This is a genomic window from Microbacterium aurantiacum, from assembly GCF_040532595.1.
GTDB lineage: Bacteria > Actinomycetota > Actinomycetes > Actinomycetales > Microbacteriaceae > Microbacterium > Microbacterium chocolatum_B.
In genome coordinates this window covers 1174309-1197697 of sequence record NZ_JBEVYX010000001.1, presented here as the reverse complement: position 1 = coordinate 1197697, position 23389 = coordinate 1174309, and the positions used below count along the sequence as shown (strand labels likewise).

General features: G+C 70.9%; 23 protein-coding genes. 10 read left to right on the top strand and 13 right to left on the bottom strand.

What is annotated here, in order from left to right:
* The first annotated feature begins 31 nt into the window (after nucleotides 1–31).
* From ABXJ56_RS05670 to ABXJ56_RS05660, 3 genes are read left to right on the top strand one after another with little or no spacing between them, the layout of a single operon-like run.
* Nucleotides 32–991 (top strand): ABC transporter permease, encoded by a 960-nt coding sequence (locus tag ABXJ56_RS05670; protein WP_353998740.1) that lies wholly within the window; start codon nucleotides 32–34, stop codon nucleotides 989–991.
* A complete protein-coding gene (locus ABXJ56_RS05665) occupies nucleotides 988–1890 on the top strand; it encodes an ABC transporter permease (RefSeq protein WP_353998739.1) in 903 nt (300 codons plus the stop codon). Before ABXJ56_RS05670 ends, ABXJ56_RS05665 begins: the two co-directional genes overlap by 4 nt.
* Nucleotides 1887–3536, top strand: a complete 1650-nt coding sequence (locus ABXJ56_RS05660) for an ABC transporter ATP-binding protein (protein WP_353998738.1) — start codon at nucleotides 1887–1889, stop codon at nucleotides 3534–3536. The genes ABXJ56_RS05665 and ABXJ56_RS05660 overlap by 4 nt, the downstream gene beginning before the upstream one ends.
* A gap of 40 nt (nucleotides 3537–3576) precedes the next feature.
* Here the strand turns inward: ABXJ56_RS05660 and purU (ABXJ56_RS05655) are convergent, their stop codons facing one another.
* The 6 genes from purU (ABXJ56_RS05655) to ABXJ56_RS05630 all read right to left on the bottom strand — a co-directional run bounded on the left by purU (ABXJ56_RS05655) (nucleotide 3577) and on the right by ABXJ56_RS05630 (nucleotide 9565).
* Nucleotides 3577–4458, bottom strand: coding sequence for a formyltetrahydrofolate deformylase (gene purU / locus ABXJ56_RS05655; RefSeq protein WP_353998737.1), 882 nt, complete (start codon nucleotides 4456–4458; stop codon nucleotides 3577–3579).
* A gap of 59 nt (nucleotides 4459–4517) precedes the next feature.
* Complete coding sequence (locus tag ABXJ56_RS05650; RefSeq protein WP_353998736.1) at nucleotides 4518–5738, bottom strand: MFS transporter; 1221 nt, start codon at nucleotides 5736–5738, stop codon at nucleotides 4518–4520.
* Complete coding sequence (locus ABXJ56_RS05645) at nucleotides 5735–6316, bottom strand: PadR family transcriptional regulator (protein WP_353998735.1); 582 nt, start codon at nucleotides 6314–6316, stop codon at nucleotides 5735–5737. The genes ABXJ56_RS05650 and ABXJ56_RS05645 overlap by 4 nt, the downstream gene beginning before the upstream one ends.
* Before the next feature lie 74 nt (nucleotides 6317–6390).
* A complete protein-coding gene (ligM, locus tag ABXJ56_RS05640; protein ID WP_353998734.1) occupies nucleotides 6391–7794 on the bottom strand; it encodes a vanillate/3-O-methylgallate O-demethylase in 1404 nt (467 codons plus the stop codon).
* Between the two features lie 63 nt (nucleotides 7795–7857).
* A complete protein-coding gene (gene purU, locus ABXJ56_RS05635; RefSeq protein ID WP_353998733.1) occupies nucleotides 7858–8733 on the bottom strand; it encodes a formyltetrahydrofolate deformylase in 876 nt (291 codons plus the stop codon).
* A gap of 10 nt (nucleotides 8734–8743) precedes the next feature.
* Complete coding sequence (locus ABXJ56_RS05630; protein WP_353999970.1) at nucleotides 8744–9565, bottom strand: methylenetetrahydrofolate reductase; 822 nt, start codon at nucleotides 9563–9565, stop codon at nucleotides 8744–8746.
* A gap of 220 nt (nucleotides 9566–9785) precedes the next feature.
* Here ABXJ56_RS05630 and ABXJ56_RS05625 point away from each other — a divergent pair, with 220 nt between their 5' ends.
* Complete coding sequence (locus ABXJ56_RS05625) at nucleotides 9786–11276, top strand: benzaldehyde dehydrogenase (RefSeq protein ID WP_353998732.1); 1491 nt, start codon at nucleotides 9786–9788, stop codon at nucleotides 11274–11276.
* 29 nt (nucleotides 11277–11305) lie between these two features.
* Nucleotides 11306–12175 carry a PaaX family transcriptional regulator gene (locus tag ABXJ56_RS05620; protein WP_353998731.1) on the top strand — a complete coding sequence of 290 codons (870 nt, stop codon included), beginning with the start codon at nucleotides 11306–11308 and terminating at the stop codon, nucleotides 12173–12175.
* 93 nt (nucleotides 12176–12268) lie between these two features.
* Here the strand turns inward: ABXJ56_RS05620 and ABXJ56_RS05615 are convergent, their stop codons facing one another.
* From ABXJ56_RS05615 to ABXJ56_RS05595, 5 genes are read right to left on the bottom strand one after another with little or no spacing between them, the layout of a single operon-like run.
* The gene (locus ABXJ56_RS05615) at nucleotides 12269–13780 is read right to left on the bottom strand and encodes an acyl-CoA synthetase (RefSeq protein ID WP_353998730.1); all 1512 of its coding nucleotides are present in this window, start codon (nucleotides 13778–13780) and stop codon (nucleotides 12269–12271) included.
* Nucleotides 13781–13813: 33 nt separating this feature from the next.
* A complete protein-coding gene (locus ABXJ56_RS05610; protein WP_353998729.1) occupies nucleotides 13814–14266 on the bottom strand; it encodes a MaoC family dehydratase in 453 nt (150 codons plus the stop codon).
* A gap of 42 nt (nucleotides 14267–14308) precedes the next feature.
* On the bottom strand, nucleotides 14309–15499 hold the full coding sequence (locus ABXJ56_RS05605; RefSeq protein WP_353998728.1) for an acyl-CoA dehydrogenase family protein: 1191 nt from the start codon (nucleotides 15497–15499) through the stop codon (nucleotides 14309–14311).
* 1 nt (nucleotide 15500) lies between these two features.
* Nucleotides 15501–16403 carry an amidohydrolase family protein gene (locus ABXJ56_RS05600; protein ID WP_353998727.1) on the bottom strand — a complete coding sequence of 301 codons (903 nt, stop codon included), beginning with the start codon at nucleotides 16401–16403 and terminating at the stop codon, nucleotides 15501–15503.
* A 10-nt stretch (nucleotides 16404–16413) separates the two neighbouring features.
* Nucleotides 16414–17349 carry an SDR family oxidoreductase gene (locus tag ABXJ56_RS05595; protein ID WP_353998726.1) on the bottom strand — a complete coding sequence of 312 codons (936 nt, stop codon included), beginning with the start codon at nucleotides 17347–17349 and terminating at the stop codon, nucleotides 16414–16416.
* Nucleotides 17350–17533: 184 nt separating this feature from the next.
* On the opposite strand from ABXJ56_RS05595, the gene ABXJ56_RS05590 reads away from it, so the two are divergent.
* From ABXJ56_RS05590 to ABXJ56_RS05570, 5 genes are read left to right on the top strand one after another with little or no spacing between them, the layout of a single operon-like run.
* Entirely contained in the window at nucleotides 17534–18529 is a 996-nt protein-coding gene (locus ABXJ56_RS05590; RefSeq protein ID WP_353998725.1) for an ABC transporter substrate-binding protein, read from the top strand.
* 12 nt (nucleotides 18530–18541) lie between these two features.
* Nucleotides 18542–19468: an ABC transporter permease gene (locus tag ABXJ56_RS05585; RefSeq protein ID WP_353998724.1), complete on the top strand. Its 927-nt coding sequence runs from the start codon at nucleotides 18542–18544 to the stop codon at nucleotides 19466–19468.
* Nucleotides 19465–20289: an ABC transporter permease gene (locus tag ABXJ56_RS05580; RefSeq protein ID WP_353998723.1), complete on the top strand. Its 825-nt coding sequence runs from the start codon at nucleotides 19465–19467 to the stop codon at nucleotides 20287–20289. The genes ABXJ56_RS05585 and ABXJ56_RS05580 overlap by 4 nt, the downstream gene beginning before the upstream one ends.
* Nucleotides 20282–21082, top strand: coding sequence for an ABC transporter ATP-binding protein (locus ABXJ56_RS05575; RefSeq protein ID WP_353998722.1), 801 nt, complete (start codon nucleotides 20282–20284; stop codon nucleotides 21080–21082). Before ABXJ56_RS05580 ends, ABXJ56_RS05575 begins: the two co-directional genes overlap by 8 nt.
* Before the next feature lie 17 nt (nucleotides 21083–21099).
* On the top strand, nucleotides 21100–21267 hold the full coding sequence (locus ABXJ56_RS05570) for a hypothetical protein (protein ID WP_236967118.1): 168 nt from the start codon (nucleotides 21100–21102) through the stop codon (nucleotides 21265–21267).
* A gap of 19 nt (nucleotides 21268–21286) precedes the next feature.
* On the opposite strand, the gene ABXJ56_RS05565 is transcribed toward ABXJ56_RS05570, so the two are convergent.
* Both ABXJ56_RS05565 and ABXJ56_RS05560 read right to left on the bottom strand, forming a co-directional pair.
* Nucleotides 21287–22483, bottom strand: a complete 1197-nt coding sequence (locus ABXJ56_RS05565) for a 4-hydroxybenzoate 3-monooxygenase (RefSeq protein ID WP_353998721.1) — start codon at nucleotides 22481–22483, stop codon at nucleotides 21287–21289.
* 121 nt (nucleotides 22484–22604) lie between these two features.
* Complete coding sequence (locus tag ABXJ56_RS05560; protein WP_353998720.1) at nucleotides 22605–23357, bottom strand: IclR family transcriptional regulator; 753 nt, start codon at nucleotides 23355–23357, stop codon at nucleotides 22605–22607.
* Between the last annotated feature and the right edge of the window lie 32 nt (nucleotides 23358–23389).

The following is a 23389-nucleotide window of genomic DNA, read 5'->3' as shown; positions in this document are numbered from 1 at the left end:
ACGAGACCCGACGAGAGCAGACGACATGAGAATGAGACCCGCACGCATCGCGCGGTTCCTCGGCGTGCGTCTGCTCTCGTCGGCGATCGTGCTGCTCGGGGTGATGATCGTGGTGTTCGCCCTCATCCAGCTCGTCCCCGGCGACCCCGTGCGTCTCGCGCTCGGCACCCGCTACACGCCGGAGGCCTACGAGGCGCTGCGTGCGGCATCCGGACTCGACCGCCCGCTGTGGGAGCAGTTCTTCGGGTATCTCGGAAGCGCCTTCACCGGTGACCTCGGGGTGAGCTTCCGCAACGGCCAGCCCGTGACGATCACCCTCCTCGACCGGCTCCCCGCCACGATCTCGCTCGCGCTGGTGGGGCTCGTCATCGCGATCATCCTCTCGGTGCCCGCCGGCATCTACTCGGCGCTTCGCGAAGGACGCCTGAGCGATGTGATCGTGCGGCTCACCAGCCAGTTCGGCGTCTCGATCCCCGACTTCTGGCTCGGGATGCTGCTCATCTCGCTGTTCTCGGTCACCCTCGGCCTCCTCCCCGCGAGCGGGTACGTCGCCTTCGGCGCCGACCCGGCGGGGTGGCTGAGGCAGGTGCTCCTCCCCGGCCTCACCGTCGGCCTCGTCGCGGGCGCGATCATGACCCGCTACATCCGCGCCGCCGTCATCGACGTCGCCTCCTCCGGGTACGTCCGCACCGCGGTGTCGAAGGGCCTCCCGCGCCACATCGTGACGTTCCGCCACATCGTGCGGGGCGCCCTCGTCCCGGTGCTCACGATCGCCGGCATCCAGCTCGCGACGATCCTCGGTGGCGTCGTCGTCGTCGAGGTCGTCTTCGCCTGGCCCGGCCTCGGCCGTCTCGTCTACGAAGCCGTCGCCGCGCGCGACTACCCGCTCATCCAGGGCGCCGTGCTGCTCGTGGCGGTGATGTTCATCGTCGTGAACCTCATCGTCGACGTCCTCTACGCCATCGCCGACCCGAGGATCCGCGTCTCATGAGCGTCGACCAGCTGAGTCCGCCCCCCGCCGCCGCCGCGAGCGGTCGCACGCCCGCGTGGCGCCTGCTCCTGGCGAACCCCGTGACCGTCACGAGCGCCGCGGTGCTACTCGTCATCATCGTCGCGTCGGTGTTCTCCGGCATCCTCGCCCCCTACGGCATCAACGACATCGACGTCGCCCGTGCCCTCCAGGCACCGAGCGCCGCGCACTGGTTCGGCACCGACGAACTCGGCCGCGACGTGTTCTCGCGCGTGCTGGTCGCGGGCTCGACATCGCTGTCGATCGCCGTGGTCGCCGTGCTCTTCGCCCTCGTCCTGGGCCTCGCCATCGGCGCGGTCGCCGGCTACCGCGGCGGATGGGCGGATGCCGCGCTCATGCGCGTCGTCGACGTCATGTTCGCCTTCCCCGTGCTGCTGCTGGCGCTGGCGATCGTGGCGATATTCCAGCCCGGGCAACTCACGACGATGATCGCCATCGGCGTCGTCTACACCCCGATCTTCGCCCGCGTCGCCCGCGCCAGCGCCCTGTCGGTGCGGACCTCGCCGTTCGTGCAGGTCTCTCAGACGATGGGGACGCCCGGGTGGTCGATCCTCTTCCGCCACGTCCTGCCGAACATCTCGGGTCCCATCGTCGTGCAGACTTCCCTCTCGCTGGCGTTCGCGATCCTGTCGGAGGCGGCGCTGTCGTTCCTCGGTCTCGGCATCCAGCCGCCCGCCCCGTCGTGGGGCGGCATGCTCTTCACCGCGCAGGGCTTCCTCGGGCAGGCGTGGTGGATGAGCGTCTTCCCGGGAGCTGCGATCTTCGTCACGGCCCTGGCGTTCAACCTCGTCGGCGACGGCCTGCGCGACGTGCTCGATCCCCGGCAGCGGAGCCTCATCGAGGCGAGGAGGGCGCGATGAACACGAACGTGCTGAGCGTGCGCGACCTCGGGGTCTCGATCGGACCGCGCGAGATCGTCCACGGCATCGACTTCGACGTCGCCGACGGGCAGACCCTCGGCATCGTCGGCGAGTCCGGGTCGGGCAAGACGATGTCGGTCCTCGCCGCGACCGGGCTGATCGATGCCCCCGGTGCACGCGTGTCGGGGTCGAGTGTGCTCGCGGCGGTGCCCGGGGCGAGGGGCCGGGCGGATGCCGCGGCCTCCGGCATCGAACTCGTCGGCGCCTCGGACCGGACCCTCCGCAGCGTCCACGGCGACCGCATCGGGTTCGTCTTCCAGGACCCCTCGACCTCGCTCAACCCGTTCCTCACCATCGGTCGCCAGATCACCGAGTCGCTCGAGGTGCATCGGCGCCTGAGCGGCACGGCGGCGCGCACGCGCGCGATCGACCTCCTCGAGGCGGTCGGCCTGCCGAACCCCGACGAGCGGGTCGACGCGTATCCGCACCAGTTCTCCGGCGGTCAGCGCCAGCGCGCGATGATCGCGATCGCGCTCGCCTGCGATCCGGCGCTCTTGATCGCCGACGAGCCGACCACCGCGCTCGACGTGACCACGCAGGCGCAGATCCTCGAGCTCGTCCGCGACCTGCAGCGCGAGCGCGGCACCGCGGTGGTGTGGATCAGCCACGACCTCGGCGTCATCGGGCAGGTGGCCGACGACGTCCTCGTCCTCCGGGACGGCACCGCGCTCGAGCAGCGACCCGCGGGCGATCTCTACGCCGACCCGCAGCACGACTACACCCGGGAGCTCCTGCGCGCCCGGCCCCGGATCGTCGCCGGCGCGGGACCCGCCGCGCCCGCGGCATCCGCTCCTCTGCTGGAGGTGCAGGGACTCGACGTGTCCTTCACGATCTCGACCCCGACCGGGCATCGGAGCATCCATGCCGTCGACGACGTCTCGTTCACGGTCGATCGCGGGACGACGCTCGCGCTCGTGGGCGAGTCCGGTTCGGGCAAGTCGACGATCGCGGGTGCCCTCACCGGGCTCGTCGCGCCCCGGGCGGGGACGGCGACGCTCGCCGGAGCGGACGTCCTGCGCGCGTCGCGGCGCGACCGGCGGCGGATCGCCATGGTGTTCCAGGATCCCTTCGCCTCGCTCGATCCGCGCCGGAGCGTCGGCGACGCGATCGCGGAGCCCCTGCGGGTGCACCGGCTCGTCCCCGGTGGAGGGCGCGGGCGCGAGAGGCGCGTGGCGGAGCTCCTCGATCTCGTCGGGTTGCCGGGCGCGTTCGCGACCCGGTTCCCGCACGAGCTCTCCGGCGGTCAGCGCCAGCGGATCTCGATCGCGCGGGCCCTGGCCCTCGAGCCGGAGCTGATCATCCTCGACGAGGCGACCGCGTCGCTCGACGTCTCCGTGCAGGCGCACGTGCTCGACCTCCTCCGGCGCCTGCAGCGCGAGCAGGACCTCACCTACCTCTTCATCGCGCACGACCTCGCGATCGTGCAGGAGATGAGCCACGCCGTGGTGGTCCTGAAGGAGGGGAAGGCCGTCGAGGCGGCATCCTCCGCGGAGCTCTTCGCGAACCCGCGCGAGGACTACACCCGGCGTCTCCTGGACGCGGTGCCGCCCGAGGTTCCCCGCGCCGCGCGCACCGGCGAGGGCTGACGCCGCTCGCCCGGGCCGGGCGGTGATCGGCGCCGTCCGCCTAGAAGACGATCGTGTGGTTCCCGTGACGGATGACGCGGTCCTGGGCGTGCCACAGCACCGCGCGGGAGAGCACCTGGCGCTCGACATCCGCTCCTCGGCGGGCGAGCTCCGCCGCCGAGTCGGCGTGCGTGACCCGGACCGTGTCCTGCTCGATGATCGGGCCCTCGTCGAGGTCGGACGTGACGTAGTGGCTGGTCGCGCCGATGAGCTTGACGCCGCGTTCCTTGGCCTTGCGGTACGGCTCGGCGCCGATGAAGGCGGGGAGGAACGAGTGGTGGATGTTGATCACCGGCACCCCGAGCTCGCGGAGGAAGTCGCCGGAGAGGATCTGCATGTAGCGCGCGAGGACGACGAAGTCGACGTTCCCCTGCAGCAGCTCGAGGATCTTCGCCTCGGATGCGCTCTTGTCGGGGCCCTTCACCGACGGCACGTGGAAGAACGGCACGCCGAAGGAGCGGACGTCTTCGGCCGACGTCGTGTGGTTGGAGATGACCATCGGCACGGTCACCGGAAGATCGCCGCGGCGGTGGCGCCACAGCAGATCGAGGAGGCAGTGGTCCTGCTGCGAGGCGAGGATCGCCATGCGCTTGGGCACCGACTGGTCGGTGACCGACCACTGCAGATCGAACCCGTCGCCGAGGGTGCGGGCGAGGTCGGCCTCGATCTCGGGGAGCGCGGCGGTGAGGTTCGTGCGGTGGAACACCACGCGCTGGAAGTAGTCGCCGCCGACCGGGTCGTCGGAGTACTGATCGAACGCCACGATGTTGCCGTCGTGCCGGGTGATCAGCGCCGAGACGGCCGCGACGATGCCGGGGCGGTCGGTGCCGTGGACGATGAGGCAGGCGTGGTCGGGTGCGAGGTGCGGGAGGTGCGCGGCCATTGTTCGATTCTGCCAGTCCCTCCTCGCGCCGCCGCACCCGGTCCCCCGGTGCCTCGCGGTCAGGGGGCGGGGGTGAGGACGTGGCGATCGCGGCCGGCGGCGACGCCGATCGCCATCTGCGCGAGGAGGACGGCGAGAAGGATGCCGAGCGAGAGCAGCCAGCCGCCGGTGAGCGCGTACGCGAGGCCGAAGGCGACGGGGCCGGCCGCGGCGATGATGTAGCCGACCGACTGCGCCATCCCCGACAGGGCGGCGGACTGGTCGTGATCGCGCGCCCGATCGGCCATGAGCGTGAGCGCCATGGAGAGCGACGCACCCGAGGACAGGCCGATCAGCACGATCCACAGAGACAGGGCGGCGGGCTGGAGCATGAGCCCGATCACCCCGACCACGGCGAGCACGGGGAGGAGGGCGGGCACCCACCGGCGGATCGATCCGCGCAGGACGAGCGGGAGCGCCAGCGAGCTGAGGATCGACACGAGCTGATACACCATGACGTCCACACCCGCCGTGACCGGCGAGCGACCGAGCGAGGTAGAGATCGCCGCGAGCCACGTCAGCGTCATGTAGAACAGCGTGGCCTGGACCCCCATGTACCCGGCCACCGCCCACGCGACACGGTCGGTCCAGATTCCGGTTCGCCCCGGCATCCGTGCCGGACGGATGCCGCGACCCGGCTCGTTGCGCCGGGACCACGCCCACGCGCCCGCTGCGACGGGAAGGGCGGCGAGGCCCGTGATCGCCAAGGCGAGGCGCCAGTCGCCGGGGCTCGGCGACGCATTCGCCACGGGGACCGCGACGCCCGAGGCGATCGCGCCCGCGCCGCCGAGGAGCGCGGTGTACAGCGCCATCAGGGCGGGGACGCGGGCGGGTGCATCGCGCTTGATCACCGCCGGCATCAGCACGTTCGTGAGGGCCAGGGCGACGCCGATGAGGACGGTTCCGACCCACAGCGCGGCCACAGGCCCCGGGAGCGAGCGGACCACGGTGCCGATCGCCAGGAGGGCGAGCGCGCCGAGGACGGTCGCCGACATTCCGAACCGTCGGCTGATCGCGAGGGCGACGGGCGAGACGAGCGCCCAGACGAGCAGCGGAACGGCCCCGAGGAATCCCAGGGTCGCGGCGGTCAGCCCGGTATCCGCGCCGATCTGCTCGAGGAGCGGTCCGACCGCGGTGATCGTCGGACGCATGTTGATCGCCACAAGGCACACCGTGGTGACCAGCGCCCACGTCGCGGGGCGAGGCGCGAGGTCGCCCGACGCGCTCGGCGCACCGCTCACCGGCCGAGCCGGTCGACCAGGTCGAGCCCGCGGCGCGCCCACGTGATCTCTCCCCGTGCGCGGTCGACGAGACCCTCGTACGCGAAGCGCTTGTAGGCGATCGTGCGCTCGCGGTCCTCTTCCGCCGTGACCGCGAGACGCCGCACCAGCATGGGATTCTCCACGGCGTCGATCCGCTCGATCTCCCGCTCCCACTGCGCCAGCTCCGCCTCCCACTGCGCGATGTGCGCACGGAGGAAGCGACGCGCGGACTCGGCATCCGTCGTCTCGAGATAGGCCGCGCGGAGGTGGGCGGGGTCGCGGACGCGCTGGTAGTCGAGGGGGCCGCGCATCCAGTCGAGGAAGGCGCGGTCTCCGGCATCCGTCACGTGGTAGACGCGGCGGGTGCCCAGGCGTCCGCGGGTCTGCTCCTCGGGCTCGATGAGCCCCTCCGACGCCATCTTGCGCAGCTCGGGGTAGATCTGGGAGTCAGGGGCATGCCAGACGTGCCCGACCGACTGCGAGAACTGCTTCTGCAGGTCGTAGCCCGACAGGGGGCCGACGCGCAGCAGCGCCAGCAGCGCGTATCGCAGGCTCATCGCTCTCCTCCCGTCCCCACCGTACCGATCCCGCCGTCCTCCCCGATCGACGGAGGACGGCGGAATCGAGGGGGTCAGGCGGTGTACCCCGTGCGCCAGCCGCCGTGGTAGGTCTGGCGGGCGACGGTCGAGTAGGGCACGGGGCTCACGACGGCGCGCACCTCGAGCTGGCGGTGGGGCTCCACCGACGCCTTGGACGTGCCGCCGTTCGGCTCGCCCCAGACGACCGTGACCTCGGCGCCCTCGGGCACGTCGGGGGCAACGGTCGCCAGCGACAGGGCGCGCTTCTCGTTCGCGCTGTAGCCGGTGAACATCGAGAAGCCGACGACGCTGCCGCCGGCATCCGTCACCGCGTCGTAGTTGGCCGAGCCGTAGTTCGCCAGCGGCAGGTCGAAGAACTTGTAGCTGTCGTTCTCGGTGTCGAACAGCGAGGCGAAGATCTTCGTGACGTCCTCCGCGTTCCACGCGAGCGTGACCTTGCGGCGCTGCGTGGCCGGGTCGACCTTCTCCAGCGCGTCGCGGCCGATGAAGTCGTGGTCGAACTTCACGAACGAGCCGTAGCCGAGCTCCCACGGGGTCAGGTAATAGTCGGAGATGTCGTCGGAGACGAACGAGCCCGCGAGCGTGCCGGTCGCCTCGTAGCTGTCGACGCCGAGCCACTCGCGGTAGGCCCGCTCGGCCTCTCCGTCGTAGATCGCCGGCAGCGGCGAGGGGATCCACCCCGACTCGAGCGTGTTCGAGGGGTACGCGCGCGACCCCACCGGGACGAGCCCGAACTCCGCTCCCGCCTCGACGATGAGGTCGCGGATGCGGTGGTGATCGGCGTAGGGTCCCCAGATCTCCAGACCCGGCGCGCCCGCCATGCCGTGGCGGAGGGTGCGGACGTTCATGTCGGCGATGCGCATAGTCGACATGTTGAAGAAGCCGAGCTTCTCCAGCGGTCCGCCGTTCAGCTTCTCGATGACGTCCCACGCCTTCGGGCCCTGGATCTGGAAGCGGTAGTACTTCCGCGAGACCGCGTCGCCGTAGGGGCGGGAGGGGGAGCGACGGTCGACCTCGATGTCGAGGTTCTGATAGCCGCCCGTCTCGCCGTGGAACATCAGCCAGTTCGACGCCGGCGCGCGACCGACGTAGACGTACTCGTCCTCGGCCTCGCGGAACAGGATGCCGTCGCCGATGACGTGCCCGGAGGCGGTGGTCGGCACGTACTGCTTCGCCTTGTTCACCGCGAAGTTCGCCACCGAGTTGATCGCGGTGTCGGAGATCAGCCGGATCGCGTCCGAGCCGCGGAGGAAGACGTTGTCCATGTGGTGGGACTGGTCGTACAGCACCGCGGTCTCGCGCCACGCGCGCTGCTCCTTGATCCAGTTCTGGAAGTCGGCGGGGACGACGGGGTAGATGTACGAGCCGATGGGCGAGTTGCGGAGCAGCTCGACGGCGTTGCGCTGATCCAGCAGCTGCTGAAGGTTGTCGGCCATGAGGGGAACCTCTCTGTTCGGGGTGTGGCGGTGTCTGTTCGGGGAAGACCGGGTCCGGCCGAGTCAGGCGAAGACGATCGTGTGGTTGCCGTGACGGATGACGCGATCCTCGGCGTGCCACTGCACGGCCCGGGAGAGCACGGCGCGTTCGACGTACGCGCCCCGGACCTGGAGGTCGGCGGCGCTCATGGCGTGGTCGACGCGGGCGATGTCCTGCTCGATGATCGGCCCCTCGTCGAGATCCTTCGTGACGTAGTGGCTCGTCGCGCCGATCATCTTCACGCCCCGCTCGCGGGCCTTGCGGTACGGGGCTGCGCCGACGAAGGCCGGGAGGAAGGAGTGGTGGATGTTGATCACCGGCACCGCGACGCGGTCGAGGAAGTCCTCGGAGAGGATCTGCATGTATCGCGCCAGGACGACGAAGTCGACGTTGCCGGCCAGCAGCTCGACGATCCGGGCTTCGGCGTCGCTCTTGTCCAGCCCCTGCGAGGGGACGTGGAAGAAGGGGATGCCGAACGAGCGGACGTCTTCGGCGATGCGGGTGTGGTTGCTGATGACCATGGGGATCGTCACGGGGAGCTCGCCGCGGCGGTGGCGCCACAGCAGCTCGAGCACGCAGTGATCGGAGGTCGACGCGAGGATCGCCATCCGCTTCGGGACCGATTGGTCCGACAGCGACCACGCCAGCCCGAGCCCGCCCACGGTCTCGGCGAGATCCGCCTCGATCGCGGGCATCGCGGCGGCGAGGTCGGGGCGGTGGAAGACGACGCGCTGGAAGAACGCGCCGCCGTTCGCGTCGTCGGAGTACTGATCCAGCGCGACGATGTTGCCCCTCTGACGGCTGACCAGCGCGGAGACCGCCGCGACGATCCCGGGCTGGTCGGGACCGTGGACGATCAGGCACGCGTGATCGCGCAGGGCGTCGGTGTGAAGGGTCATGGGCGCCCCCTCACGATCCGGGGGCCGCGGACTGGGAGGCGGAGTACTGCTGTACCCATTCCGCCGTGGCGAGCAGTCCCCCGAACGTGTAGAAGTGCAGCTTCACGTCGCCGGACGCCGGTCGCTCCGCCAGCATCGCCGACAGGTCGGAGACGAACCGGTCGGGGCCGGCGGTGCCGATGAGGTTGGTGAGGGAGAAGCCGTACTTCTTCACGATCATCGCGTTCGCACCGACGCCGAAGCGCCGGGCGAACCCGATGAGCCGCTTGATGCCGGCGGGGCCCGGCGTGCCGATCCGGATCTGCGCGTCGATGCCGCGGGCGCGCACCTCCTCGATCCAGGCGGTGACGGGGTCGGTGTCGAACGCGAACTGCGTAAGAATCACGGCATCCAGCCCCTGTTCGCGGAGAGCCGCCGCCTTGTCCTCCAGGTGACGCCACAGCTCGTCGGTCGCGATGTCCGGATGCCCCTCGGGATACCCGGCGATCGAGACCTCCCGCACGCCGTGCTCCTGGAGGAGGCCGCTGCGGATGACCGAGAGGGAATCGGGGTACGGTCCCTCGGGTTCGGAGGGGTCTCCACCCACAGCGAAGACCCGATCGGTCGCGCCGACCTCGCCGAGGCGGACGAGGAACTCCTCGAGCTGCGCCTGCGACGCCAGTCTCCGGGCGGAGATGTGCGGAACGGGGACGAACCCGAGGTCGGCGACCGCCTTCGCCGCCGCCACGCGCATGTCGAGGTCTTCGTTCCCGAGGAAGGTCACGTTGATCTTGGTGCCGGGCGGGATCGCGGATGCCGCCTCCGTGAGACCGGGGACGTCCTTCCCGGTCATCTCCAGCGAGAAGTCGCCGATCAGCTCCAGGGCGGCCGCGGGATCGGCGGCGGGGGTGTGTCCAGACACGGACCGGGGTCCTTTCCGCTCTCCGTCGGAACGCGTCGTCGCGCTCCCGAAAGGGACTTTACCTATGTACATAGGCAATGTCCATAGACACATTGCGATCTCCGTGGGATCGTGGAAGTGGCAGAGCACGCACGCCCACGAGAGGACAACGATGTCTACCGTCACCGCACAGGCCACCCCGTCCCTGATCGACACCGAGGTCTTCGCCGGCCGCATCCACATCGACGGCGAGTGGGTGCCGGGCGGCGGGGGCGAGACCGCCTCCGTCGAGCCCGCGACCGGGGAGACGCTCGCGATGGTGGGGATGGCGAGCCCCGCGGACGTCGCGCGCGCCGCCGAGGGCGCGGCCCGCGCGCAGAAGGAGTGGGCGGCGACGCCGCACCCCGCCCGCGCCGCCGTGCTTCGCAAGGCCGCGCAGCTGTGGGAGGCGCACGCCGAGGAGATCATGGGCTGGAACGTCCGCGAGGTCGGGGCCATCCCCCCGCTCGCCGGCTTCGCCCTGCACGTCACTGCCGCCGAGTGCTACGAGGCGTCGTCGCTCCCGTCCGCCCCGCTCGGCTCGATCCTCTCCAGCGAGGAGCCCCGACTTTCTCTCGCGCAGCAGATCCCCGTCGGCGTCGTCGGGGTCATCTCGCCCTTCAACGTCCCGCTCATCCTCGGCATCCGCGCCGTCGCGCCCGCGCTCGCCCTCGGGAACGCCGTGCTGCTCAAGCCCGACCCGCGCACGGTGATCACCGGCGGTGTGAGCATGGTGCGCATCTTCGAGGAGGCGGGTCTTCCCGCCGGGCTCCTTCAGCTGGTCCCCGGCGGCGCGGATGTCGGCGAGGCCATGGTCGCCGACCCGCGCGTGCGCGTGATCGCCTTCACCGGGTCGACGCGCGCCGGCCGGGCGGTGGGCGAGCTCGCCGGGCGCCACCTCACCCGCGCGCACCTCGAGCTCGGCGGCAACTCGGCGTTCATCGTGCGGCACGACGCCGACGTCGACAAGGCCGTCAACCTCGCCACCTGGGGCGCGTTCCTGCACCAGGGGCAGATCTGCATGACCGTGGGGCGCCACATCGTCCACGAGTCGCTCTTCGGTCAGTACGTGGAGAAGCTCGCGGCCAAGGCCGACGCGATGCACGTGGGCGACCCCGCCGCGGGGCAGGTGCACCTGGGGCCCCTCATCGACGAGGTGCAGCGCGACCGCGTCCACACCCTCGTGCGGGATGCCGTTGCGCAGGGTGCGACGCTCGCGGCGGGCGGCACCTACGAGAAGCTGTTCTACCGTCCGACGGTGCTCGCGAACCCGCCGAAGGATGCCGCCGCCTACTGCGACGAGGTCTTCGGCCCCGTGGCGTCCGTGGTGTCCTTCGCAACAGACGACGAGGCGGTCGCCCTCGCCGCGGACACGGAGTACGGGCTGTCGCTCGGCATCGTGACGGCGGATGCGCTCGCCGGATACGAAATGGCGACCCGCATCCCCTCCGGCATCGTGCACGTCAACGATCAGACGGTCAATGACGAGGCGAACGCGCCGTTCGGCGGTGTCGGCGCATCGGGAACGGGGTCGCGGCACGGCGGCGCACAGGCCAACATCGATGCCTTCACCGAGACCCGGTGGATCACGCTGCGTCGCGAACCCGGGCAGTATCCGCTCTGACGGTGCATCCGCAGTGGCAGGATGGGGCTGTGTCAGCCCCCTCTCCCGCGACGGTGCGGCGGGCCTCGCCCGCGCGACAGGTGCTCACCCTCTTCGGTGACTACTGGTGGGACGTGCCCGATCCCCTCCCCTCGGGCGCCCTCGTCTCAGCGCTCGGCGACCTCGGGATCAAGGAGGCGGCCGCGCGCGCCACCCTCACGCGACTCACGCGGCTGGAGCTGCTCGTGGGCGATCGCGTCGGCCGCCGGACCACCCACCGCCTCTCGGAGCGGGGTGCGGCGATCATCGCGGAGGAAGCACGGTGGCTCGACACATTCGGCCAGGTCGAGGCGCAGTGGGACGGCCTGTGGAGCGTCGTGGCGTTCTCGATCCCCGAGTCCCGCCGCGCGCTCCGGCACACGGCGCGGTCGCGGCTGAAGTGGCTCGGCTACGCACCCCTGTACGACGGGATGTGGATCTCGCCCCGCGACACCGCGGACGAGGCGATGGCGCAGCTGCGGGACGCCGGGGTCGGCGACGTCACGGCGATGCGCGCGCGGCTGGAGACGACCACCGAGGGCGGCCCGCAGGCGGCGTGGGATGTCGCGGGTGCCCGCGAGGAGTACGACTGCTTCGCCGACGATCTCGCGGTCGCCGGTGTCGCCCCCGGGGCTCCCGGGTCAGAGGCGTTCGCGGAGCGCTCCCGGCTCATGCTCGCGTGGCAGCGCTTCCGCGGCATCGACGTGGGCCTCCCGCGCGAGCTCCTGCCCGCCGGATGGCCGCGTCTGGAGGTCCGTCGGCGCTTCGCCGAGCTCTACGACGGGCTGGGGCCGGCAGCGGAGGAGCGGATGCGGTCCCACATCGCCGCGATCAGCCCCGAGCTCGCCCCCGCCGTGCGACGGAGGCGCCTCGGGGCCTGACCCGTCGGGCGCGGCATCCGCTCGGGTGGCAGGAGCGGCCGCTGCGCGTCGCCGGAGGCGGCGGCGAGTGACACCCGAACGCCCCGCGCCCGCTCACAGGGTCGAGGCGAGGGACTCCCGCAGCTGGGCCTTGCGCACCTTCCCCGACGCGGTGCGGGGGAGCTCGTCGACGACGACGACGCGCTTGGGGAGCTTGAAACGCGCGAGGCGTCCGTCCAGGTGAGCGCGGGCGGCGGCGGTGTCGAGCGTCTTCCCGTCGCGCATCGTCACCACGGCCCACGGCACCTCGCCCCACTGCTCGTCCGGCATGCCGATCACGGCGACGCCCGAGACGCCGGGGATGTCGCTGAGGAGGTTCTCGACCTCCGCCGGGTAGATGTTCTCGCCGCCGGAGATGATCATGTCCTTCAGACGGTCCGCGATGAAGAGGTAGCCGTCCCCGTCGAGGTAGCCGAGGTCGCCCGAGCGGAACCACCCGTCGTCGGTGAACGCGGCCGCCGTCGCCTCGGGCAGTCCGTGGTAGCCGAGGAAGACGTTGGGGCCTGCGATCTCCACCTCGCCGATCTCGCCCGCCGCCGCGATGTGCCCGTCCTCGCGCCGCACACGCACGTCGGTGAAGAAGTGGGGGAGGCCGACGCTGCCCTGTTTGCGGCGCGTCATCGCTGGCGACAGCGACGTCGCCCCGGGTGAGGTCTCGGTCATGCCGTAGCCCTGCGAGAACGACAGCCCGCGCAGCTCGTAGGCGTTGAGGATCCGCTCGGGCACCGCCGATCCGCCGCACGTGAGCTTGCGCAGGCTCGACAGGTCGGTCGCCGACCAGTCCGGGTGATCGGCCATCATCTGGTAGGTCGTCGGCACGCCGGAGAGCATCGTCACGCCGTGCCGGGCGATCTGGCCGAGGGCCCGGCCGGGTTCGAACCCGGGTTCGAGGACGATGGTGGCCCCCTTGAGGAGCACCGGCAGCGCCCCCATGCCGAGCGAGGCGACGTGGAAGAGCGGCGAGATCATCAGCGCGATGTCCGAGGACACCACGTCGTAGTCGATGATCGTGTTCAGTGCGACCGAGGTGAGGTTCCGGTGACTGAGCACCGCACCCTTCGCCCGCCCCGTGGTGCCGGAGGTGTAGATGATCGCGGCGGCGGCGTCGGCATCCGTCGGGTGCGGCTCGAGATGGGTCGGGGTCTCGCCCTCGGCGACGGATGCCGCGATCCCGGCGAGCTCGTCGGCCGACACCCGGGCGACCCCGGGTGCGGCGGCGGCGATGCGCTCGACCGCCGCCGGCTCGTGCACCACTACGCGCGCCCCCGAGTCGGCAAGGACGTGGGCGATCTCGGGCGGTGCGAGGCGGGTGTTGACCGGAACGAAGACCGCGCCGATGTGGGCGGCGGCGAACATCACGGTCAGGAAGTGCGGGCTGTTCTCCCCGAAGAACGCCACGCTCTCGCCGGGTGCGACCCCGCGGTCGCGGAGGGCGGTGCCGAGCCGCGCGGCGGTGTCGGCGAGCTCGCCGTAGGTGATGACCTCGTCACCGAAGACCAGCGCGGGTTTCGCGGGGTCCTTGAGGCGGCGGCGCGGTAGCCACCGCCCGATTCCTTCGTCTCGCACGGTCCTCTCCTTCGAGTGACGTCCGGCAGCTGATCAGGCGTAGAAGCGGTACAGGCCCCGCGCGACGACGGCGGGCTTGGCGCCGCCCTCGATCTCGATGGTCTGGTCCACCGCGAACTGGTACCCCCCGCGGACCTCGGTGACCTCGGCGATGACGGCGTTCATGCGGATCTTCGAGCCCACCGGCACCGGTGAGACGAAGCGGACCTTGTCGAGGCCGTAGTTGACCTTCGTGCCCACACCCTCGACGTCGAACAGCTCCGACCAGAATCGCACGCTGAGCGAGAGGGTGAGGAAGCCGTGCGCGATCGCGGCGCCGAACGGTCCGTCCTTCGCGCGCTCAGGGTCGACGTGGATCCACTGGTGGTCATCCGTCGCGTCCGCGAAGAGGCCGATGCGCTCCTGCGTGATCTCGACCCAGTCGGTCCAGCCCAGATCGGTGTCGGCGAGGCCGGCGACGTCGTCGTAGCGAACGATGGTGGTCATGGTGTGCCTTTCGGTTCGGGGGCGATGCGGTGGTCGTGCGGTCTAGACGAAGGCCGAGCTGCCGGTGAGGGCACGTCCGACCAGGAGCGCGTTGATCTCGTGCGTGCCCTCGTAGGAGTAGACGGCTTCGGCATCGGCGAAGAAGCGGGCGATGTCGTGATCGAGGAGGATGCCGTCGCCCCCGCAGACCTCGCGGCCGAGGGCGACGGTCTCGCGGGCGAGGCGAGCGGTATGCATCTTCGCCAGCGCCGAGTTCTCGTCGGCGTAGTGCCCGGCATCCTGCTGGCGGGAGAGCTGGACGACCACGCCGAGCGAGGCGGTGAGGTTGCCGAGCATGCGGGCGAGCTTCTCCTGGACGAGCTGGAACCCGGCGACCGGGCGCCCGAACTGCGTGCGGGCGGTCGTTGAGGCGAGGGCCGCGTCGAGGGCGCCCGCCTGAAGCCCGGTCGCGATCCACGCGACGTCCGAGCGCATGCGGCGGAGGAGCCCGGCGACGTCGCGCCAGCCGTCCACGCGCGCGAGCCGGGCGTCATCGCCGACCCGGACGCCGGTGAGGGTGATTTGGGCGTTCTGCATGGGACGCAGCGAGATCTTGCCGGTGATCGGGGTGATCTCGACCCCGGCCGCGTCGGTCGGGACGAGGAACGCCTTCACCTCGCCGTCGGCGGTGTCGCGCGCGAAGACCGCCAGCAGGTCGGCGCCGGCGGCGCCGCCGATCCAGCGCTTCGCGCCGTCGATGACCCAGTCGTCGCCGTCTCGGCGGGCGGTGGTCGCCAGGCCCCGCGCGACGTCGGAGCCGTGGTCGGGCTCGGTGAGCGCGAAGGCGCCGCGGGTGCGGAACGAGCGGATGTCCGCATCCCATCGCTCCGCCTGCGCCGGAGAGCCGCCGTGGCGGACGGCCGTGCGGAACAGTCCCGACTGCGCGTTGTAGAGCGTCGCGACCGACACGTCGGTGCGGGCGAGGACGTAGGTGCGGAAGCCGGAGTAGAGGCTCGAGTCCGCCGCGGCCGGGTCGAGACCTGCCGGCGCCATGAGATCGAGGGGAACGAGGGCGTCGAGGATCGCCGCCGGCATCGTCGCCGTATCCCACGCATCGGCCAAGAGCGGCGCCACGTCCCGCTCGAGCGTCTCGCGCAGGGTCAGGAGGGCCGCCCGTGCAGGATCGCTCAGGTGCGCGTCGGCGAATCCGAGCGGGTCGACGCCGGCGACGGCATCCGCGACGATCGTCTGCACGTCACTCGCCGCCGTCCGCGCCGTTCCCGAGGCCGAGGAGCCGCACGGCGTTGTGCTTCAGGATGCCGGGCATCACGGCCTCGGTGAGGTTCGTCTGGGCGACATCGCGCATCCACCGATCGGGGGTGAGCAGCGGGAAGTCGGAGCCGAACAGGATTCGGTCTTTCAGCATCGTGTTGGCGTAGCGGACGAGCTCGGCCGGGAAGTACTTCGGGCTCCACCCCGACAGGTCGATCCAGGTGTTCGCCTTATGCGTCGCCACTGACAGCGCCTCCTCCTGCCACGGGACGGAAGGGTGGGCCATGATGATCTGCAGATCGGGGAAGTCAGCGGCGACCGGGTCCAGCAGGATCGGGTTCGACAGGCCGAGGCGCAGCCCGCGTCCGCCGGGGATCCCCGCGCCGATTCCCGTCTGCCCCGTGTGGAACAGCGCGGGGACACCGGCCTCCTGGATCGCCGCGTACAGCGGGTAGTACGTCTCGTCGCTCGGGTCGAAGCGCTGCACGGTGGGATGGAACTTGAATCCCCGCACGCCGTGGTCCTCCACGAGGCGGCGTGCGGTGTCTACACCGTCGGGGTCATGCGGATCGACCGAGCCGAACGGGATCAGGACGTCCGCGTGCTGCGCGGCGCCCTCGGCGATCTCGACGCTGGAGATCGCCGGATGCCCGAGCGAGGTGTGCGCGTCGACGGTGAAGACGACGGCCGCCATGGACCGCTCGCGGTAGTGCTCCGCGATCGACTCGAGAGCCGGCCGGGGTCCGTCGGCGCGGAAGTACCGGCTCGCCGCGGCCACGAGGTCCTCCGGCAGCGAGTGGTGACCGTGGTCGTCGATCTCGATGTGCACGTGCACGTCGATCGCCTGCAGCGCCTCGACGTCGAGGGCGGGTTCGTAGCGGGCCATGGCGTGCCGGTCAGGCCGGGGACTGCGCCGGGCGCTGGAGCTCGTCGGGGAGCGGCGGGAACGACTCCCCGACACCCTGCAGGTTCTCGGCGAGCTGCGGGGCGAACTCCTCCGCGAGGGCATCGGCGGTCCAGCCGCCGTCCCGGTACGCGGTGAGCGCGGGCTCGGGGTGCGACCACACCTGGATGCGGTCGCCGCCGATGCCGATCGCCTGACCGGTGACGCCGGCTGCGGCATCCGAGGCGAGGAAGGCGATGAGACCGCTGACGTCGTCCGCGGTGCCGAAGCCGAGATCGTGCCGGAAGAAGGCGGGCATCGGCTCGCCCTTCTCGTCGGCCTCGACGGCGGCGGCGAAGTAGGGGACGGTCGCCGTCATCGCGGTCGCAGCCACCGGGATGACGGCGTTCGCGGTGATGCCCGCGCGCTTCAGCTCCATCGCCCACGTGCGCACCATGCCGACGATGCCGGCCTTGGCCGCGGCGTAGTTGGTCTGCCCGAAGTTGCCGCGCTGACCGGTGGGGGATCCGATGCAGACGATGCGCCCGGCGATCTCGTTGGCGCGCATGTACGACGCCGCCTCGCGGACGCAGGTGAAGGTGCCCCGCAGGTGCACGTCGATGACGGTGTCGAAGTCGTCGTCGCTCATCTTCCACAGCACGGTGTCGCGGAGGACGCCGGCGTTGGTGACGAGGATGTCGAGCCGCCCGAACTCCTCCACGGCCGCAGCGACGAGGCGCTCGGCGGTCTCGGTGGGTCCGACGGGGGCGGCCACGGCGATCGCGCGTCCTCCCGCGTCGGTGATCTCCGCCGCGGCGGCCTCGGCGACCGCCGCGTCGATGTCGTTGACGACGACCGCGGCGCCCTGACGCGCCAGCTCCTTGGCGTACGCCAGCCCGAGACCGCGGCCCGAGCCGGTGACGATGGCGACCTTGCCTTCGAGTGTCATGTGGATGCTCCTTCGCTCCCCGTGTCAGGGAACACCATACCCATTCTTCATCGAAAGTGTGACGCTCGTCACGAAAACCTTGACAATGACGGACGTCTGACGGACGATGGCCATGTCAACGGCACCGGCGCCGCGACGCCGGGCGTTGACGATCCTGCCGATCCACCCCACGAGAGGCCCGTCAATGAAGAAGACTCTTGCAGCCCTGGGAGTGCTGGCTGCGGCCGCACTCGCCCTGAGCGGATGTACCGACTCCGGTGCCGCGCCCACCGGCGCCGCCCCCACCTCCGATGCCGGCGACGGCGCGACAGAGAACCGGTCGGTTCGCGTCGCGGCGCTGCCGATCGCCGAGAGCGGAGCGCTCTGGGCCGCGATCGACGAGGGCATCTTCGCCGACTACGGCCTCGACGTCGAGGTCGTGCCCGCCCAGGGTGGAGCCCAGGCGATCCCGGCGCTCCTCAGCGGCGACATCCAGTTCGCGATCGGCCAGCCGTTCGGTCCGTTCCGCGCCGACCTGCAGGACCTCGGCATCGTCATCATCGGCGACTACGCCAACAGCCTCGCCGAGGGCAAGGACGTCAACGGCGTCGTCTCGCTCGCCGACTCCGGCATCACCACCCCCGCCGATCTCGCCGGGAAGCGGGTCTCGGTCAACAGCCTCGGTGCCGCCGGCGACGTCACGATCATGAAGGCCGTGCAGGATGCCGGGGGCGACCCGACCACCATCGAGTTCGTCGAGGTGGCGTTCCCCGACGCGCAGGCCCAGCTCGAGGCCGGGAACATCGACGCGGCGTGGGTTCCCGACCCGTTCCAGTCGATCATCACCGGGCCCGAGGGCGGGAACCTGGTCATGCACCCCTATCAGGAGACGATCCCGGGTCTCACGGTGCTCACCAACATCACCACCGCCGACATGCTCGAGAGCGACCCCGAGCTCGTCGCCGACTGGTCGGCGGCGATGGCCGAGGCCCTCGATTGGGCCATGGCGAACGAGGACGCGGTCCGCGCGGCGATCGTGGAGAACATGGGCATCCCCGAGGAAGCGGCGGCGGGCATCACGCTGCCGACCTTCACTTCCGAGATCATCGTGAGCGACCTCGAGGCGCTGGCCGACCTCGCGGTGGAGTTCGGAGTGCTCGACGCGCTCCCCGACTTCGACCGCCTGGTCCAGCAGCAGTAGCGAGGATCGGCGATGCGGGATTCCCTCGAGGTTTCCCGCATCGCCGGCGCCGCCCACCTTTTCCGCACCGACACCGGCCGCTTCCCGGCCGACGAAACGGACCCCCCCATGGCCACTGCCGATGCCCCGGCCGTCGTCGCCCGTCAGCGCTTTCCACGGCAGAATCGCGCGTTGCGCAAAGCCCTCCTCGGTGCCGCCGGCATCGCCGGCTTCCTCCTCACCTGGCAGCTCATCCCCACCCTCGGGCTGATCAACCCCGCCTTCTTCCCGCCGGCGAGCGAGGTGCTGGGCCGGCTCGCCCTCGACACCCTCGACCTCGAGTTCTGGCGGAACATCGGCCGGACCCTCACCGCGTGGGCCATCGGCCTGGTCATCGCCGTGGCGCTGGCCACCGTCCTCGGCACGGTCATCGGCCTCGTGCCGTTCCTCCGCCGCGCGACCCACACAACCGTGGAGTTCCTCCGCCCCATCCCCTCGGTGGCCCTCATCCCGCTGGCGATCCTGATGTTCGGCATTCAGCTCCAGGCCGCGCTGGTCATCATCGTCTTCGCGAGCTTCTGGCAGGTGTTCGTGCAGGTGCTCTACGGGGTCGCCGACATCGACACCGTCGCGCGCGACACGGCGCGGAGCTTCGGTCTGACCCCCGCCTCGCGTCTGTGGAACCTCGTGCTCCCCACCGCCCTGCCGTACCTCATGACGGGTGTGCGTCTTGCGGCGGCTGTGGCGCTCATCCTCGCCGTCACGGCGGAGATGACGATCGGGAACCCGGGACTCGGCCGCGCGATCATCTTCGCCCAGTCCGCCGGCGACTACGTGCAGCTGTACGCGCTCGTCATCGTCACCGGCATCCTCGGCATCCTCATCAACGGGGTGTTCAGTCTCATCGAGCGCCGCGCGCTGCGCTGGCACCAGTCGGTGCGAGGGGAGGACGTGCTGTGACCCTGTACACGAGCACCGTCGTCGTGCCGCGCAAGCGCTCACGCGTCTGGGCGACCATCGGGCAGAACACCGCGTACGCGCTCGGCCTGCCGATTCTCCTGGTCGTCATCTGGGGAGTGTGGGCGACGGTGTCGCCCGAGCGCTTCTTCCCGCCGCCGGCGACGATCGTCGAGGCGTTCGTCGACACCTGGATCGGCCCGCGGCTGTGGAACGACGTCCTCCCGAGCCTCGGACGCCTCTTCTTCGGGGTGCTGTTCTCCATCGCCGTCGGCATCGGAGCGGGCATCGTCATCGGTCGTGTCCGGTGGCTCCGCGAGCTGCTGAACCCGATGCTGGAGTTCTTCCGCGCCGTGCCCCCGCCGGTGCTCATCCCGGTCATCGCCGTGCTCCTCGGACCCACCGACGCGATGAAGATCACCGTCATCGTCGTCGGCGCCATCTGGCCGGTGCTGCTGAACACGATCGACGGCGTGCGGGCGACCGACAGCGTGATGACGGAGACGGCGCGATCGTTCTCCCTCACCCGCGCCGAGCAGCTGCGCTACCTGGTGCTCCCCGCCGCGAGCCCGCGCATCATGGCCGGGGTCCGCCAGGCGCTGTCGATCGCGCTGATCCTGATGGTCATCTCGGAGATGTTCTACTCCTCCTCCGGGCTCGGCTACCAGATCGTCTATTTCCAGAGGAACTACCTCATCGCGCAGATGTGGAGCGGCATCCTGCTGCTCGGTCTCATCGGCGTCCTGCTCGCGGCTGTCTTCGGTGTCGTCGAGCGCCGCGTCCTGCGCTGGTATCACGGAATCAAGGAGGTGGAGCGTGCCTGACACGCTGCTCGAGGTCGAGAACCTCAAGAAGGTCTACGAAGCGTCCACGGGCGACGTCGAGGCGATCGGCGACATCAGCTTCACGATGCGTCGCGGCGAGCTCGTCTGCATCGTGGGGCCTTCCGGATGCGGCAAGACGACCCTGCTCAAGTGCATCGCGGGACTCCTGCGCCCCACCGCCGGGAGGATCGAGCTGGACGGCAGCGCCGTGACGGCACCGCCGGAGAACATGGCGCTGGTGTTCCAGGAGTACGGGCGGAGCCTCTACCCTTGGCTCACCGTGCGGGGCAACGTCGAGCTGCCGCTGAAGCACAAGAAGCTCTCGCGCACCGAGCGCACGCGCCTCGTCGACGACGCCCTGGTGGCGGTCGGGCTCGACCACGCCGACTCGAGCTACCCGTGGCAGCTGTCCGGCGGCATGCAGCAGCGCGTCGCGATCGCGCGCGCGGTGGCGTACCAGCCGGAGGTGCTCATCATGGACGAGCCCTTCGCCGCCGTGGATGCGCAGACCCGCGCGGACCTCGAGGATCTCGTGCGGCGCCTGCACCTCGACCGCGGGATGTCGATCCTCTTCGTCACCCACGACATCGACGAGTCGGTCTACCTCGGCGAGCGGGTCGTCGTGCTGTCCAAGTCGCCGACGTGGGTGCAGGAGGACATCGCGATCGATCTGGACGCCGATCGCGACCAGATCACCACGCGCGCGCTTCCTCGCTTCACCGAGCTGCGCACGCATATCTACGAGCAGATCCAGCGCGCCAAGCGCGGCCAGGCCGTCCGACCCGGCTCGTGAGAGGGCAAGATGGGGGGATGGACATTCGAGTGCTCGTGGCCGTCGGGGCCACCGCGGTGATGATGGCGTCGATCGGGTTCGTGATGTCGATGGTGATCCTCAGCCTGGTCACCGGTGACAGCCTGAGCTTCACCGGCGGGCACAGCGAGGCGCTCGCCGCCGTCGCGGCGGTCGCCCGCGCCTGATCCTCCGCGCGGGACCCGCTCAGTCCATCGACGCGAGCGGCCACCCGGTGTACGCCTCGGCGAGGTAGGTCATGCCCGCCTCGGACTCCACGACGCTGCGGAGCTCGCCGACCTGACGGCGGCGGTCGAAGGGCGTCGCCTCGTCCGTGGTGTGCAGCATCGAGGTCATCCACCACGAGAAGTGCTGCGCCTTCCAGATGCGACGGGATGCCGTCTCCGCGAACGCATCGATCAGGTGCTCCTCGCCGCGGAGGATCAGCGCCTGCAGCGCCTGGTTCAGCAGCACCACGTCGGCCACCGCCAGGTTCATGCCCTTCGCGCCCGTCGGCGGGACGGTGTGCGCGGCGTCCCCGACGATCGCCGCACGGCCGCGCCGCAGCTCGTACGCGACGAAGCTCCGGAAGCGCAGCACGTCCCGCTGGAAGATCGGGCCCTCCTTCAGCGTCGTCCCGGGGACGCGGCGCTGCAGGTTCTCCCACACCTCTTCTTCGCTCAGGGCGTTCGGATCGGCATCCGGGTCGCACTGGAAGTACATGCGCTGAACGGTCGCGCTCCGCTGGCTGATGAGGGCGAAGCCGTCGGGCGAGTTGGAGTAGATCAACTCCTCGGCGCTCGGCGGAGCCTCGGCGAGGATGCCGAACCACGCGAACGGGTATTCGCGGAAGTGGCCGCCGGTGCTGGACCCGGTCACCGCGGCACGCACGACGCTGCGGGACCCGTCGGCGCCGACGACGAAGTCGGCCGCGATCTCAAGCGCCCCGCCGTCGGCGGTGCGGGCGTGCACCACAGGCCGGTCCGAATCCACCCCGTCGACACCGTCGACGCTCACACCGAAGCGGAGGTCCTGTCCCGCGGCGAGACGCGCGGCGATGAGGTCCTTGAGCACCTCGTGCTGGGGGTAGAGCCAGACGCTCCGGCCGGTGAGGCTCGGGAAGTCGATGCGGTGACCCGCGCCCTCGAAGCGCAGCTCGATGCCGTCGTGCCGGTTGCCGACCGTGCGGGCGCGGCTGTGCTCACCCAGGCGGTCGAGCACCTCGACGGTGCCCTGCTCCAGGATGCCGGCGCGGATGGTGGTCTCGATCTCCTCGCGCGTGCGCTGATCGACGACGACCGAGTCGATGCCGGCCTCGGCGAGAAGGTGCGACAGGAGGAGGCCTGCGGGTCCGGCGCCGACGATGGCGACCTGCGTGCGCACGGCGGTGGGGGCGGCGGTCATGGGTGTCTCCTTCGACTCCGGGACGATGGGCCCATTGTGCGGAGGGGGATGCCGGAGGCGCCCGGCTGCTCCCGTTGAACGGGATTCTTCCCTCAGTGCGCGCGTGTGGACCGAGGCGTCGTCAGCCGCGGAAGCCGAGCGCGCGCTCGATCTCGCGCTTGCCCGCGTGCAGCTCGATGAGGGCCGGTTCGACCGCGGCGTCCCGCCGGAGCACGACCGACAGCGCCGCCACCACCTGGCCCGTCTCGTCGCGTACCGGCACGGCGACCCCCGTGGAGACGGCTTCGATGAATCCGCGGGCGACGGCATGGCCGAGAGAGCGCACCTCGGCCAGCTTCCGGCGGAGCGCCGCGGGGTCGGTGATCGTCTCGCGCGTGAGCGGCGGCAGAGGAGAGGCGAGGATCCGCTCCTGCAGGTCGTGCTCGCCGAAGGCCAGAAGCACGAGGCCCGACGACGAGGCGTGCAGGGGCAGGCGCCCGGCGACTCGAGTGACGTTGGAGCCGGATGCCGGGCCCGAGAGCCGCTCGAGGAACAGCGCCTCGTCCTGCTCGAGGATCGCCAGCTGCGTGTGCTCGCGGATCCGCGCCTGGACCCGTTCCATCGCCGGCATCGCGGACTGCCGGAGGCGCAGCGCCTGCGAGGAGCGGGTGGCGAGCTCCCACAGCCGCATCCCGATCCGCACGCGCCGGTCGTCATCCCGTTCGAGCAGGCCGCTGTCCACGAGCTCCCCGACGATCCGGTGCGCGCTCGAACTCGGCAGGCCCGCGCGGCGCCCGATCTCCGCCGCAGTCTGGGCCGTCCGGGTGGGGGTGAAGGTCTCGAGCACGCGCACCAGCCGGTCGGTCACCGAGTCGCCGGAGGAGGAGTTCGCCACGTCCGCCATCGTCCCACGAGCGGACCCCGCGC